The organism is Robinsoniella peoriensis (assembly GCF_000797495.1).
In the GTDB taxonomy this organism is placed as follows: domain Bacteria; phylum Bacillota; class Clostridia; order Lachnospirales; family Lachnospiraceae; genus Robinsoniella; species Robinsoniella peoriensis.
This window is the reverse complement of record NZ_JTGN01000006.1, coordinates 245725-261963: the sequence shown is the minus strand read 5'-3', so window position 1 is coordinate 261963 and position 16239 is coordinate 245725. Positions and strand designations below refer to the sequence as shown.

Annotated in this window: 9 protein-coding genes; 5 read left to right on the top strand and 4 right to left on the bottom strand. The window is 42.3% G+C overall.

Annotated elements, in window-relative coordinates; genetic code table 11:
- The 3 genes from QR40_RS14075 to QR40_RS14065 all read right to left on the bottom strand — a co-directional run bounded on the left by QR40_RS14075 (nt 1) and on the right by QR40_RS14065 (nt 3624).
- A complete protein-coding gene (locus QR40_RS14075) occupies nt 1-2067 on the bottom strand; it encodes a HelD family protein (protein WP_044295596.1) in 2067 nt (688 codons plus the stop codon).
- Nucleotides 2060-2911, bottom strand: a complete 852-nt coding sequence (locus QR40_RS14070; protein ID WP_044295594.1) for a helix-turn-helix domain-containing protein — start codon at nt 2909-2911, stop codon at nt 2060-2062. The genes QR40_RS14075 and QR40_RS14070 overlap by 8 nt, the downstream gene beginning before the upstream one ends.
- A gap of 521 nt (nt 2912-3432) precedes the next feature.
- Nucleotides 3433-3624: a hypothetical protein gene (locus QR40_RS14065; RefSeq protein WP_044295593.1), complete on the bottom strand. Its 192-nt coding sequence runs from the start codon at nt 3622-3624 to the stop codon at nt 3433-3435.
- A 176-nt stretch (nt 3625-3800) separates the two neighbouring features.
- Here QR40_RS14065 and QR40_RS14060 point away from each other — a divergent pair, with 176 nt between their 5' ends.
- The 5 genes from QR40_RS14060 (at nt 3801) to QR40_RS14040 (ending at nt 14858) form a co-directional block, all read left to right on the top strand.
- Nucleotides 3801-9020 carry a bacterial Ig-like domain-containing protein gene (locus QR40_RS14060; protein WP_044295591.1) on the top strand — a complete coding sequence of 1740 codons (5220 nt, stop codon included), beginning with the start codon at nt 3801-3803 and terminating at the stop codon, nt 9018-9020.
- A gap of 192 nt (nt 9021-9212) precedes the next feature.
- On the top strand, nt 9213-10637 hold the full coding sequence (locus tag QR40_RS14055) for an ABC transporter substrate-binding protein (RefSeq protein WP_044295589.1): 1425 nt from the start codon (nt 9213-9215) through the stop codon (nt 10635-10637).
- 151 nt (nt 10638-10788) lie between these two features.
- Entirely contained in the window at nt 10789-11655 is an 867-nt protein-coding gene (locus QR40_RS14050) for a carbohydrate ABC transporter permease (RefSeq protein WP_160295815.1), read from the top strand.
- Nucleotides 11655-12521 (top strand): carbohydrate ABC transporter permease, encoded by an 867-nt coding sequence (locus tag QR40_RS14045; RefSeq protein WP_052430854.1) that lies wholly within the window; start codon nt 11655-11657, stop codon nt 12519-12521. The genes QR40_RS14050 and QR40_RS14045 overlap by 1 nt, the downstream gene beginning before the upstream one ends.
- A gap of 231 nt (nt 12522-12752) precedes the next feature.
- A complete protein-coding gene (locus QR40_RS14040) occupies nt 12753-14858 on the top strand; it encodes a glycoside hydrolase family 36 protein (RefSeq protein WP_044295588.1) in 2106 nt (701 codons plus the stop codon).
- Nucleotides 14859-14973: 115 nt separating this feature from the next.
- On the opposite strand, the gene QR40_RS14035 is transcribed toward QR40_RS14040, so the two are convergent.
- Nucleotides 14974-16029 (bottom strand): AraC family transcriptional regulator, encoded by a 1056-nt coding sequence (locus tag QR40_RS14035; protein ID WP_160295814.1) that lies wholly within the window; start codon nt 16027-16029, stop codon nt 14974-14976.
- Nucleotides 16030-16239 lie beyond the last annotated feature (210 nt).

The window sequence follows — 16239 nt, the reverse complement described above, 5'->3', positions numbered from 1 at the left end:
TTAGTCATCCCTTTTTCCAATCAATTCAGTCATCTCCCCCACAAACATCAGCGTCAAACGGTGCATCGCCCGCGTGCAGGCAATATAAAGCAGGTTTCTGTCATATGCAGTAGTATAGGTTTTCCTGTCTGCCTCAGGAATGATGACTTCATCAAATTCCAGACCTTTTGACATCTGGATAGAGGTGATGGATACCCCGTTAATAAAATTAGTACTTTCCGGTTTAATCAGATGTATAGGGCAAGGGCAAGTTGCTGCAAGCTGGTCATAGAGAACTTTTGCTGCCTGATTTGTCTTGGTTATGATTCCAAGAGAAGCATTTTCCTGTTTCAGAAACTGTTCAATTTCCATTTGGATTCGTTTGATTTCGTTTGAGCTGCTGCTGCATTGTATCAGCCCAGGGGCATCACCGTGGCGTTCCATAGGTTCCAGGGATGTCACATGCTGTATGCGTTTGGCAAAGGTTATAATTTCATATGTAGACCGGTAACTTTTATTTAGTTCGATTAGTTCGGCATCCTCATATAATGCCTTTAAATCCTCCAATGTATGCACATGGTTTGGATTGATAAACTGGCCAAAGTCCCCCAGTATTGTTTTCTGGCATTTAAACAAAATATTGATGACCGCATATTGGATGGGCGTGTAATCCTGCATTTCATCAATAACCAGATGTTTGATCCTTTTACTTTCCTGCAACCCGGCAAATGCCCCGTGAAGGTATAGAAATGGATATACATCTGCCCATTCCAGAGTCTTGCCGGACGCCATTACAAGCATGTCCGAAGCTTCTAGCTGTCTGTAGAATTCCCGGTATAGTGAAAGTGTATTTTTAATTTTAAGCATAGTATTTAGACTTTTCAGTATGGAGTTGATCCTGGGTAAATCATGTTCCATGATATTATCGGTCTCAAAGCGGTCACGGATATCTTCTGCGATCATTCTCAGACGCTTCTTTACAGGGTAGCTGCCGTAGGCATGGTAGCGTGCATGTATCCAATTAGATTTAGCGGTAAATGGTCCAAAAGTATAATCTGTGGGTTGGAATATCTGGTCATGCATCTGTCCGATATACTTGTCCATAAGCCGTACAAATTCAAGTGTTGATTTAAAACGGACTCTTTTGTTCCAGGATTCATCCTTTGACTCCAGCGGATCCTGGTCAGGTTCAAATCCAATCACTCCTTCTAACTGAATTTCAGCGATATCAGCAAATCCGGATTCATAAATAGGTTCCTCTCCAAGCTCGGGCAGGACGCTGGAAATATAATCGCCAAAAACTTTATTAGGGGATAGTATCGTGATATTTTTGGCGGACAGCCGGTCTTTAAATCGATAGAGTAGAAAAGCAATCCGGTGCAGTGCGATAGAGGTTTTTCCTGACCCGGCAACACCCTGGATGATCAATGTTCCGGATTTCTCATTTCGGATAATGCGGTTTTGATCTTTTTGAATAGTGGAAATAATAGATTTCATTTTTTCATCTGAGGTGTGGCTAAGTTCCCGTTGTAAGACATCATCCTGAATATTAACGGAGCTTTCAAGGGCATACTCCAGCTTCCCATTTTTGATTTTAAACTGGCGTTTGCGGGTTAAATTGCCGTTTACCCTTCCGGAGGGGGCATCAAATCCTGCAGGACCTGTCTCATAGTCATAAAACATGCCGGCTATGGGCGCACGCCAGTCGAAAACAAGGAGTTTATTCTCATGGCTGAATGTGAAGCGGCCAATATAATGCTTCATTGCATGATCTTCATCTTCCGGGCAAAAATCAATGCGGGCAAAATATGGGGAATCTTTCAGTTTGTATATTTTATCCCGTACTCCTACTGCAAATGCTCCAATGTGGTCTATTTGCTTTAAAGCAAGTTCATTCTGAAACATTTCGTGGGGGTCAATTTCACCACGGTAATCTGCCATGTAGCGTTTGGTTTCCATATAGTCTTTATCCAGCCGGTCTACTTTCGATTCCGCTTCCTGCAGAGCGTCTTTTAGTTTTTCGTTCATTTCAGCGAGATGGGTGATTTCATCCGGAAAAGGAATTTCATTATTCAGATCGTTAGACATTTTTCCCCTCCCCCGGCAATACAAATCGTTGAGTGGGATAGCCGTATTCTACCAACAGCTCCGCCTCTGCAAAACCCAGCTCCAGAATTTCTCTGCGATGTCCGGTGTCCGCCCTGTCACCTTCTCTGTAGGTGGTAATGCTGATGTCTTTCCCTTTTAGCAGTTCACTCATTACTTTATCCAGAAAAGCCTTGGGAACACCCTTATTACGATAGAGCGGGTGGGTCCCCATGAAATCAATGCTTCCGTTCTGATAAGAAAAAAGCATAATTCCCGTTGCAATTCCGCCATCTTTTAAGATCAATGCCTGCTTTGTGTCTATTCGCTGTTTAAGTACCTGAATATATTCTTCTTCATACAAATGAGGAAAACCATCAATAACAAGCCGTACTAAATCCATCCAGCATGGAATATCTTCTTTTGATGCAAAAGTAACTTCCCATGCAGGTTTTTTATCACTGTGAAGCATATGATACCTCCCTTTAAACTCAAATTTTAATTGCAGCGGGTAAAATTTTTCATTTTCCCTGTATTTATTAGGAGGCTGCTTGTACATCGCAGTGAAAATATTCGTAAATGCCTGCTGGCTCTCATATCCGGCAATCAGGGCAATTTCCAATATTGATTTATCAGAAAATACCAATAATTTGGCTGCTTCTGTTAATTTTCTCCGCTGGATGTAATCATGAATAGTAAGACCGACACTGGTAGTGAATGTGCGGTGTAAATAGTACTTAGAATAGTGGACCGCGCTAGCAACCACATCCAGATCGGTTTTTTCTGACAAGTGTGATTCGATATAATCAATAGCGGATATAATTTTTTCAATGCTCTTATTCTGCATTCTTTTTCCTCCTTTCAACTGCAATAATTTAAGATTATAACAAAAATGTACGGCTTATTTTTAATCATTCTTGCTGTTTTTCCGGGTGGGTTAAAATGAGTTGTTTACACAAGTTCTTGCTTAAAAATAAAAACGGCGGCTTTGATCGTTTCAAAACCGTCGTTAAGCTATTTATTTTTTTCTGGCAATGTAATTCTGCTTCCCCAAAAATGTTTTTGTGTTACCGCTGGACAGCAGTGGCATGATAATTATTTTGATTTCAAGGCTGAAATTATCCGGTTAAATCCATATTTATTTTTAACGCTGCCGCTAACCCCGCGCAAACCGTTCATAATGCTATTGTTACCAATAGAGTAAACCAATGTGGAGCTAACAGAAGGTAATACCACCGGATTTTAAGCATCAGCGGGTTAAGCTGCAAATGCGTAAACCGCCTTCTTATTCTCATCATCTCTAATTATATACATACATACAAACAATATCAATAAATAAACTTCAAACCGCGGAAATCCAAACAGATTCTAATTCTGCCGGGCAAATTCATTTATTTTTTGCTGCGATTCTAAGATATTTTTCTCCACCCTGCTCAGATTCTCCTGTAATTCATCATCGGTTTTTTCCATTGATGCCAGCTGTTCCTTTATATTTTCAATATTATCTTTCATTGGCTGTATGATGCTTGTGATTGCCTGCAGTAATTCATTATCTGTCATGGGATCACCTCCTGTTTTATATAAGACTGTTCTTTAAGTGAGTCAATACACCTTAGTGTTCCACCGAATTTTCCAAATATTCACAAGAAAGTACAAGTCCGTTTTTCAATTTTGTCCTACAAGAACATTTTGCAATGCTGTTAAAATAAAGCTATCAAATTGCAAGGAGGAAGAAAATGAAGAAGAAAGCAGTTAAGAAACTATTGTCGGCAGTTTTGGCAGCAGCTATGGTTGTGACATCAGGAGTTCCGGCGGCGTCTTTGACGGCGCAGGCTGCAGGTAATGAAAACAGTCCTGTTTTAACGGTGGATATGTCCTCGCAAGGACGGGCACTGAAGCATGGGGCTACCGGATGGCTTTACGGACAGGGAGATGACCAGGTTCCAACATCCAATATGATTACACCGTTAAAACCGAACACGGCTGTGCAGAAAGCGCCCAATGGCATGCAGCATCCCAACGGTGATGTTCTGGATACGGCGAAGACATTTCTGGATTCAGGCGGCAAGCATATTCAGATCTATGTACCGGATTATTATGCCCTTTGGTTCTATGAGTTTACCGGTACAGAGTACTATCTGGAGATTCTGAAAATGCAGGCTCAGGCTTGTATCGATCAGGGTATCCAGGATGAAGCAGTCTATGTATTATATAATGAACCCAGTGAAAACTGGGTAGGCGAATATCATGATGACAAAGGAAATAAGGTAACAGGCTGGAATAGTATGTTCTGGTTCTGGAATGACATGGTTAACGCCCTCAGAGAAGTATACCGGGAAAACGGCATAGAGACAGAACCAAAGACAGCAGGGCTTAACCTGGCTGGCTACAATAATTCAGTTATGGAGCAATACATTAAGTTTTGCGTAGAACATAGCTGTATGCCGCAGATTATCTCCTGGCACGACTTATCCACCTGGCAGTTTAACAACTTTGGCAATGAGTACAATCATTACCGCAGTCTTGAGGCGAAGTACCTTACAGAAGAAAACCAGGAGAAATACGGGGTGGATATTACCCCGAGGGAAATTGTAATTAATGAGTATGCAGACCGTTATGAATGCGCCTCACCCGGCAATCTGGTTCGCTGGATAGGCTTGTTCGAGGATTATGATGTTGCCGGATGCCTTCCGTTCTGGCACTTTTCCAATAACTTAAATGGCCTTGCCGCAGATAACAACGAGGGCAGCGGCGCATGGTGGCTGTTCAAATGGTATGGGGATATGTCCGGCAGTTATTTGAATGTCCAGACATCCAACGCAGAAAAATCTGATTTTTATGGTGCGGCATCCATTGATGAGAACAAAAAAAGCGCAAATGTTATTTTTGGCGGAAAAAGCGGAAATGCAAATATTGTGCTGGACAACTTAGACAGTACACAGACTTTTGGTGAGGCGTCAAAAGTCCATGTAAAGGTAGAAGCTACGGATTACACCGGTTTTCATGGTGTTGCAGATGAGCCGCGTACGGTAAAAGAAGGCGCTGCGACGGTAGAGAACGGAACCGTAACAATTCCCATGAGCGACATGAATTCTATGAGCGGATACCGTGTAACGGTGACTCAGGCAAGTGATGATGAGGCAGCCGGGCTACTTAGCAGCACCTGGAAAGCACTGTATGAGGCAGAAGATGGTATTCTGGGCGGAAATGCCAAAATTGGAAGTGCGGATCAGTTCTATGCGTGCTCCAACAGAAAAAAAGTGGATTACGTAGACACCGCAAATGACAGTGTAACTTTAAATGTATCTGTTCCAAAAGACGGTTACTATAAATACGATATGGTTTATTCTGCGGCAACCGGTGTGAATACCGGAGATCCGGACAAGAACACGCCATATACGGCGATTCAGACTCTGACCGTTGATGGTAATGAGACGATACAAATGGAGCTTCCCAATACCCTGCATTGGTCAATGGGAGGTATGTACAGCACTTATCTGAAACTGACAGCCGGGAACCATACACTGAAAATTGCAGGTTCCGACAGCCAGGGTAAGGCGACTCCGGACTGTGTTTACCTGACTTACAAGGGAACAGAGGAAGAAGATACCCAGTATAATACAACATATGAAGCGGAACTGGGAGAATTTAATGAGCTGAAGGGTGAGCAGACAACCCTTACAACCGTAAAGGAAGGTGCAAGAGGCTATATAACCGGACTTGGAGACCGCAAAGTTACAGAGGGCGGTGGTGTCCGCTTTAACGTAGTCGTACCGGAAAACGGAATGTATACAATTGCCCTGAACTATTCGGCAGAACAGGATGGGACAGCCAATATTTATATTGATAATGATGCAGTGAACCTGGACAATCTCCGTGCATCCATTGCACTTGTGGCAACCGGTGATAACTGGATGAAAGCATATCAGACCGTATTCCTGCAAAAAGGAATTAACATCCTGGATATTGATGCTGACGGCAGCGTAAATCTGGATTATGTAAATGTAAGACTTGCCGGAGACAGCCAGCCAGTATCCGTGGTAGAGGCAGAATCTGGAGAACTGACAGGAGCGGCAGCAGTAGGAAACAGCCGGAATGTACAGGCATTTGCATCAGAAGGCGGTTATGTAAGCGGTATAAAGGCTGCAAACAGCGTAGAATTAATTCCGGAAGATGATCCCGACTTTACCATCCTTGGTTTGGGAAGTGTGAAAGACCTGGGAGAAGCTGCAGATCAGAACAGTCTGGTACTTCACGTAAATGTGCCCGAAGACGGCGCTTATAAAATGGCGGTTTATCAATCCAGCGGTGAGCTGTTTGGAAAGCATGACTATAATGCACAGATGACGGAACGCTATGCATCCTTCTCTGTAAACGGCGGTGAAGCAGTAAAATATGTATTCAGAAATACTTACAGCGATGAAACATTCCGTGCACAGGTAGTAGATGTAAACCTGAAAGCCGGAGATAATACAATTCGTATTTTCAATGACAATTCCAAGGTCGTTACAAATGGAGTACTGAAAGAAGGAAAATGGGAACACCGTCCGGAGAACATTGATTATGGCGTATTGACAAATTACACCCCCAATTTTGATAAGTTTGAAATTTATAAAACCACAGGTGAAACTGCAGTGGAAGAAAATACTACCTGTAAAGTCACCACAAAGTCTACAGACGGAGGCCAGGTAAACGCAGACAGAACCAATGTACAAAAAGGAGAAGACGTAATACTGACCTTTACAGCTAATCAGGGCTGTACTCTAACGGAGGCTTTTGCCGGTGGAAAAAGTATCATGGATCAGCTGACGGCAGACGGAGGAATTGTCCGCATCACCGATGTGCAAAAAGATATGGACGTAGAAGCATATTATGAAGTTAAAGAATATAAAACCCAGAAGAAACAGCTGGAATATGTATATGCAGTAAACGCAGGAGATGTTGACCCATCTACGGTAAGTTCGGGAGACAGCTTTGGTTCCAGAAATACGGTAACAGACCAGTTCTATGGGGAAGATCCCGCAACCGGATACAAATGGGGCGTGGTAGATAATTATGTGTATAATGACCGGTATCCGAATCTCTTAACCGGTGAGAAGACATGGCCATGTGAAAATGATGGTGCTACCGATGCATCACCCAAATCCAAATCATTCCGCTATGCGAAGGATCAGAGTGTGGACGATATAGGAGTTGAATATCAGTTTGACCTGGATGCAGGAACCACTTATGATGTGGAAGTGGGATATTATGTGCCGGCTAACTGGACAAATGCAGGGAACCCCAGAACAATGAAGCTAACATTTAATAACGAAGTAATTGAAGACGGTTTTAAGGCTTCTAATGATTCCAACAATCCATATATCATTAAAGCAAAGGCCACACCAGATGAGTACGGTCAGCTGGTAATACAGACTTCCTGTGCAGCGAATGCCGTTTGGGGACCTGTGATCAGCTACATCAATATCATGAACCAGGCGGATACCAACGAATTACAGGCAGCAGTTGACAAATATTATGATCTGAAGGAAGAAGACTATGATCAGGATACCTGGACAGCGTTTGCCAGTGCCTATGAATATGCCGAAGGGATCATTGGTTCCGATAGCATTACCATGGCTGATGTGAATAATGCACTCTACGATCTGGAATTAGCAGTAGAAAAACTGGAAAAAGCAGTCCATAAAGATGAATTGGATAGTTTATTTAAGAAATATGAGCATTATGAAGAGAAGACCGGACAGGGAATTACATCTGATGAGGACTGGAACGAGTTCCTGATCTCTATGGAAAATGCAGCCTTTATTCTGAATAAAGACCAGGTACGCCAGGAGAGTGTGGAAGCAGTTCAAAGCCGCCTGGAAAATGCAGCAGATAAGCTGAACGCAATCGCCCGTATTGAAATTACGAAGACGCCGGACCGGATGTCTTATTATGTAGGAGACGGTTTTGATCCGTTCGGACTTGTTGTTACAGTTGAGGATACAAAAGGAAATAAAAAAGTGCTGGCAGATGATGCGTATACCTTAAGCGGGTATGATTTTGATACCGCGGGAACAAAAGAAATCACGGTTTCTTATATGGGTAAATCCGCAGTCTTTACGGTAGAAGTATCGGTAGCACCGGTACCGGATCCTGTATTAAGGAATATTACTGCATGGGTAAATAAGGCAGTCTATATGACCGGGGAAGCATTTGATAAATCCTCTCTGTGGGTGACTGCGCTTTACAGTGACGGAACCACCAAAACGGTATCCGATTATACGATAGCGGGATTTGATTCAGGTAAAGGCGGTAAAATAACCCTTACCATAGGCTATCAGGGATATACTGCAAATGTAGATCTGTATATTCAGGAGAAAACTACGCAACCGGAACCTTCACCGGATAAAGCAGTTCAGGCACCAAAGGTAAAAGCGTCATCGGCTGGTTATAATAGTATTCAGGTAAAATGGAATAAAGTCAGTGATGCGGATGGCTATGTCATTTACCGCTCCACAACGAAAAAAGGAAAATACAACAAGGTAAAAACCATCACGAAAGGCTCTGTCATAACATATAAAGACACCAGGCGTGTGTTTAACCGCACCTATTACTATAAAGTTAAAGCATACAAAAAGGCGGAGGGTCAGACAAAGTACTCCGATTATTCCAACATAGTAAGTGTGAAGACAAAAGTAGCGGCACCTGTTGTAACTCTGAAAAAATCATCATCCACCAGACTGCGCTTGTCCTGGAAAAAGGTGAGTGGTGCCTCCGGATACCAGATCGCTTATTCCACCAAAAAAAGCTCCGGATATCAAACGGTTAAGGTGAAAAAGAGCAGTACCGGATATACCATAAAGAATCTTAAAAAAGGAAAAACCTATTACGTAAAAGTGCGGGGATACCGTACCGTAAAAGGGAAAAAAGTCAATGGCAGCTGGTCGGCTGTTAAAAGTATCAAATTGAAATAAGATGTGCATAACCGGGAGCCGGTTCATGGTGATACATGAACTGGCTCCCGGTTTTTTGTAACACATAAAACAAAAAGATTTTTAATTTTCAAAATTGTACAACTTATTTTTTCCGTTTTGTCCTACCTCCCACCTAATTGAAAAAGATATAATTTAGACATAACAAAGACAAGTCCTAAGGAGGAATAAAAAATGAAGAAGAAAACAGTGATCAGTTTTATGTTAATTACATCTATGACAGCTTCCATGCTGGCAGGCTGCGGTGGAGGAGCAAAGGAAACAGAAGCTAAAAGCGAGGCGAAAACAGAGGGGCAGACAGAAGCAAAAACAGAAGCGAAAACAGAAGCAAAGACAGATGCCGTGACGGAAGCGAAGACAGAAGCACAGACAGATGCGGCAGAAACCCAGGCAAAAGCAGAGGGCAGTGCAGCAGCTGTTAATCCGGAGGAAGAAGTAACCCTTTCCGTATTGGCAGGACAGTCAACCACGGATGCAGGTATTGAAGATATGATTGATGCAGCATTAGCTGAGAAATACCCAAATGTTAAACTGGAATGGGAATGTGTAGACTGGGGAAATGATTTTCAGCCTAAAATGCAGCAGTACATGCAGTCAGGGCTGCCGGATATCATGATCGGAAAGGCTCAGGATGTAGCCACTTATGCACCCCAGGGCGTGTTGGGAGAAATCGACAGTACATACCTGGACAGAGGGCTGGATGCAGCCAGAGAAAATGTAACGATTGATGGCAAGACTTATGGTATGGTTTACAATGCTCTTTACCAGGGCGTTTATTATAACAAGACTATGTTCAAAGACAACGGATGGGAAGTTCCTAAGACAATGGACGACCTGCAGAAAATAATTGATGACTGTAAAGCGAAAAACATTACCCCATTTGCAAGCCATATGGTGGATACCTGGTCTATCGGAAATGTAACCATGCAGTTTGCCATGAATGATGTATTTAACAAAGATCCTGAATGGGGAAATAAATTCAGGGCAGGAGAAGTATCCTTCAGCGACAGCACAGAAATGCAGGCGGCTTATCAGAATAACAAATTAATCTTTGACAATACATTTGAAAATACATTCTCCATGGAACAGACAGATTGTGACGCAAAAATGGTATTAGGCGAAGCGGCAATGAAAGTTTCCGGATCCTGGTCCATTCAGAATTTCCTGGACATTGATGAGAACTTTGACTTTGGCATTTTCCCGTTCCCCAATCAGACCGGAGATTCCAAATTAATATTCGAACCAAATATCACAGTTATGACAAGTGCAAAGAGCGAAAATCAAAATGCGATCAACTGTGTACTGGATGTACTTACATCTGACCAGGATCTCGCAGTAGAAATCTATGACTATACCAAGACAGCATCCATGTTAAAAGATGTATCACCAACCTTTACAAATCCCAGCCAGGAAGATATTGATCAATATGCAGCTGATGGTATGATCGTAGACGTAACTCTTGGAAATAACCAGCTGGTATGGGGCGGATTCCAGGAAGAGAATGCAAAAGATATCGCAGCATGGCTTCAGGGAGATGAGACTTTTGAAGAATGCCTGAAAGCGTCTGATGCAAGGGTAGATGCCAGCTCAGCAAACTAATTCCTTCCGGACATTAACAATAGTGACAGCACTGTCCGGATGGAGCACACTTTATAGCAGGCTTCGGGGGGAAAAGGAATTTTCCCCCGCTGTCTTATACACTTTTCAATGAAAGGAAGCGGAAATAATGACTAAATATAAGAAAAAAAGCATGGATAAAAAACTGTTCCGCCAATACCTGATACTGGTTCTGCCAGGTTTTATTATTTTTACGATCGGATTAATTATACCAATGTTAATGGCATTTCGGTATTCTCTCACCAGCTGGGACGGTATGTCTGCGGTGAAGCCATTTGTAGGATTAAAAAATTATATTGACCTGTTTCAGGATTCCGATTTCAGGTCGGCATGGTGGTTCACAATATTATTTACAATTGGCAATACCGTTATCCAGAATATTGTAGCACTTTTATTTGCAGTAGCTCTGGACAGTGGAATTAAAGGTCAGAAAATTTACCGTACCGCATTTTTTGTGCCTTGCCTGATCAGTGCGGTCATCGTAGGTTTTGTATGGCTGAAAATGTATTCCAATGTACTGCCGGCAATCAATGATGCACTTGGAACCAATATCAACTTTATGTTGTTTGGAGACGGGAAAACAGTATTGTCAGGATTATTGATAGCGAATAACTGGCAGTGGATCGGTTACTGGATGCTGATTTATCTGGCTGGACTGCAGTCAATTCCGTCAGAACTTTATGAAGCAGCCAAAGTGGATGGAGCCGGAGCGGTGAAAAGATTTTTTAATGTTACGATTCCGATGCTTGCACCTGCAATCACAATCTGCGTGGTAGGTATCACAACAGGTTCCTTAAAAGTGTATGATTTGTTGGTTTCATCTACAAAGGGTGGTCCGGGAAGGGCATCCACATCCATTATTTATCAGACTTATACTACGGCAATTAACGGGCGGCAGTATGGTTATGGTTCGGCAATGTCAGTAACGCTTGTCCTGGTATTATTTCTGGTAGCGCTGATACAGGTTAAAGGATTAAAGAAAAAGGAGGTGCAGGCATAATGTTAGGAAGAAAAAAAGAAAAAGATGATACACCTTCCCAGCCATATACAAAAAGCACCTTCATCATTCAAATCGTAATGAGTCTGTGTGCAATTGTCTTTATGGCACCGATATTCATGATTTTGAATTATTCCTTTAAAACAAAAAAAGAGCTCTATCTGAGCAGCCCCATTGCACTGCCCGAAAATTTCAGCCTGGATAACTATGTACAGGCGTTTAAAAAGCTGAATCTGGTAACAACTTTTGGCAATACGTTTCTATATACAGCAATCAGCGTATTAATACTGGCACTGCTTTGCGGAACAACTGCCTGGGCAATTGCCAGATGCAATCACAAATTTTTCAAATTCTGCTATATCTATTTTATAATAGGAATTTTGATTCCTTACCAGGCATTATTTTTACCAATCTACATTATAGGTTTCAATATGCATTTGACAAATACCAGAATCGGAATTATCTTTATGTATATAGCCACAGGAGTATCGTTTGGTGTCTTCCTGATGAACAGTTTCATGTCAACTGTGCCGGTTGAGCTGGAAGAATCCGCTCGTATTGACGGCTGCTCCGTATTTAAAACTTATTATAAAATCGTTCTGCCGCTGTTGAAACCTGCTATGGCTACACTGGTAATCATGCAGTCATTCCAGATCTGGAATGATTATCTGCTGGCAAGCCTCTATGTGAGCAAGAAACAGTTAAAAACGCTGACAGTTGCAATCCAGTCCCTGTTTTCTGCACAGTCCAGTGATTATACCACGGCTATGGCGGCGATTGTCATATCGGTTCTGCCCATAGCGATATTGTTTATCTGCCTGCAGAAGTATTTTATTAAAGGAATGACAGTAGGAGCTGTAAAGGGCTGAATTTTTGCAGTATAGCAGAGGAGCACAACCCAGACTGTGCTAGTCATTGGGTTAAGTGTGAAAGAAAATCGCTTTCACACTGCTGATTTTGGAATAGAACAAGCCATCTTGCGCTATTCATTGGGTAAAGTGTGAAAGAAAATAAAGAGGAAGGATGCCACTGGATAAATCTTTCAAATCATTTATTGTGGCAGCATAGCCGGACTACCAGCTATATAAAGAGGTGAAAACATGATTCAGATTTTAGAAGAATATTTATTTGGCGATATGACGGCCAGATATGTAACAGACCAGAAAAAAGAAAAGGTCGGACTCATACTGCTTCCAGCATCAGAACCTGTACCTGCCGATATTGAAAAAAAACAGGAACCGGATTCCCTGGTTCAGATAAAGGTTGCCGGAGATACCTATGGAGGCGCATATTCACAGGGCAGTACCCTGCGTAATTCCCAGACGGTGCAGCAGTTGAAATTTTGGAAACAGGAATATTTGCAGGAGGAAAAAAAGCAAACAGTCGTTACCAGTTTAAAGGATGAGCGGGGGTATGTTGTCCGCCATTTTCTCACATGGACAAAAGGCGACCTCTTCTGCCGAAGCTTTTGTGAATTTGAAAATAACAGCGGTGAACCTGCAGAGCTTGAGATGTTCGAAAGTTTTTCTCTGGGAGGAATTTCTCCATATATAGAAGGTGACTGCCACGATCAGATTGTAGTCCACAGACTGCGCAGCCGATGGAGTCAGGAAGGCCGCCTGGAATCCCTGCCCATTGAACACCTGGAGTTAGAACCGGCATGGGCAGATCATGCGGTACGATGCGAACGGTTTGGGCAGGCAGGATCCATGCCGGTGAATAAGTTTTTCCCTTACCTGGTTCTGGAAGACAGGAAAAACCATATTTTTTGGGGAGCACAGATTGCACATGGGGCGTCCTGGCAGATGGAAATTTACAGAAAAGATGAAGGAATTGCAATGAGCGGCGGTCTGGCTGACCGGGAGTTTGGGCATTGGATGAAAATTGTAGAAGCAGGTGCCTGCTTTCAAACGCCTCAGGCAATTTTAAGTGTTGGGAAATGCAGGGATATTGATGACATCTCTTACCGGCTTACAAAGTCAGGAGAGGAAGGCGCAAATCAGGCACCTGAGGCAGAACAGGATCTGCCCATTGTATTTAATGAATATTGTACCACCTGGGGATGTCCGTCCCATAAGAATATCAGCAGCATATTGGAGGCAGTGAAGGGAAAAGGATTCACCTATTTCGTAATTGACTGTGGCTGGTATAAAGAAGAAGGAGTGCCCTGGGATATCAGTATGGGAGACTATGAGGTATCGGCAGACCTGTTCCCGGAGGGGCTGGCTAAGACTGTAAATGCAATTAAAGAAGCAGGTTTACAGCCTGGAATCTGGTTTGAAATTGAAAATACGGGCCGTGCATCCAAGGCATACCAAATGACGGAACATTTGCTGAAACGGGATGGAAAAGTACTGACCACAGATATGAGAAGGTTTTGGGATATGCAGGACCCCTGGGTAGAGGCTTATCTCACTGAACGGGTAATCGGCACTTTAAAAAAATACGGATTTACCTACATGAAAATTGATTATAATGATACCATTGGAATTGGCTGTGACGGTGCGGAATCCCAGGGTGAGGCACTGCGTCAGAAAATCGAAGCAACCATGAAGTTTCTGGAGAAAATAAAAGCAGAGGTTCCAGGTATCGTCCTGGAAAATTGTGCTTCCGGAGGACACCGTCTGGAACCCGGCTTCATGCAGGCAACCAGCATGGCATCGTTTTCTGATGCACACGAATGTGTGGAGATCCCGATTATAGCAGCCAATCTGCACCGGTGCATTCTTCCAAGACAGAGCCAGATCTGGGCGGTGATACGCAAAGAAGATTCATTGAAAAGAATTGCCTATTCAGTTGCCAATACATTTCTGGGCAGGATGTGTATTTCCGGTGATGTTACGAATTTAAATGAAGGCCAGTGGGAAGTAATCGATTCCGGGATCACTTTCTACAAAAAGATTGCAAAAATTATTAAGAACGGTAAATCCTTCCGTTTTGGTCCGGATATCAACAGTTTACGAAATCCGGAAGGATGGCAGGGACTGCTTCGAACCGGAGAAGAGGAGAATGCCTATATAGTACTGCATACCTTTGGAGGTGTATTGCCGGAAACGATCCAAATTCCACTTCCCGATGACAGATCCTGGGAACTGGCTGATATTTATTCCGATACATCGGAGGTTGTCAGTTTGAAAGAGCGGACATTATCTTACCAGCCGGCAGAAAACTTTAAAGCAGTGGCAATACTGCTAAAATGCATATAGACCAGATCGTTAGATAATAAAGGGAAAATGAAACCCTGACAGTCACAGTATAAAATCTGTGTAACTGTCAGGGTTTTGTTTTCCCCATATTATATTTTCAGAGCAAGAACCTTTCTTATATCCCGCGTTTGGATTGTGGAAGCGGTTCAGACTGCATTTCCCTGAATTTCACAGGCGGCATATGATATTCTCTTGCGAAGATGCGGCAAAAATGGCTGGCATCAGAGCAGTTAATTTCCGCAGCTATTTCAGAGACTGTCATATCCGTTTCTTTTAAGAGCCAGCGCGCTTTCTCCATACGCTTATGCTGAATGATCTGAGAGAATGACAGCCCAAATGATTTTTTGATTAAACGGCTCAGATAAGAAGAAGAATAATTAAAATGCCGGCATACATCAGAAAAAGTAACCGTATTATAATTCTTCTGTATGTATTCCAGAATGCCCAGCAGCCGCTGGTCACAGGATGGTTTCTGTGAAGTAATAACATCAGAGATATGATGCCGGAGAAGATTAATTAAAACGGTATTCAGATAATTGCTGATCATATTCTGATGGTACTGTTTCTTCTCAAGGAACTCATCGTAGATCAGATACATATAATACCGGATCATAATATTCTCACCGGTTCTGAAAATAATCATCGGATGATCGGTATTTCCATACAGAATACTCTTAAAATAATTAGATAAAATACTCTGTTCCGATAACAGTTCAAAAAAAATAGAGTCAAATGAATTCTGTCGGATCAAAATATTGATTCCGATAAAATCATCAGAGTAGGAACGTATCTCGTGAGGTGAATTAAATTCCCAAAAACAAAAATCTCCTTTCTTTAAATGGTAATCATGTGAGCGGCAGGTGTGGATACATTCTCCCCTGGCAATATAAAATAATTCAAAGAAGGAATGGGTGTGAGGACGGGGGGGAAGGAACCGGCAGTGCTTTATTACCACAATATTGGATTCCATATGAAACATCTCCTCCGTTAGTACATGGGATATTTCATCAGCCGGTCTGGAAGCAGCAGAGAAAAACTCACGATATTTTTCCGCGCGGCGTCTTTGCTCCGATGGAGAGCAATGATCTAACCCGTGTTCCATCCGGTACATATCCCGGCACACAATTTCCAATGGGTTAAATTCCATTAATTTCACTTCAATAGCTTGCATGATGTCTAAAACAGGATTTTCCATAATATTTACGACGAAACCTTTCTTTTTGGTTGAAATGACGATTCATCATAAACTTTTAAAATCATATTTTCCTTATATGAGTATTATTGTACAACAAATTTATGGAATATGGAAGAGTAAAGAGCAAAAAGTCATAAAAATACAACGATAAAGAGAGATATATACAATAAAAGAAAAATGGAAAGT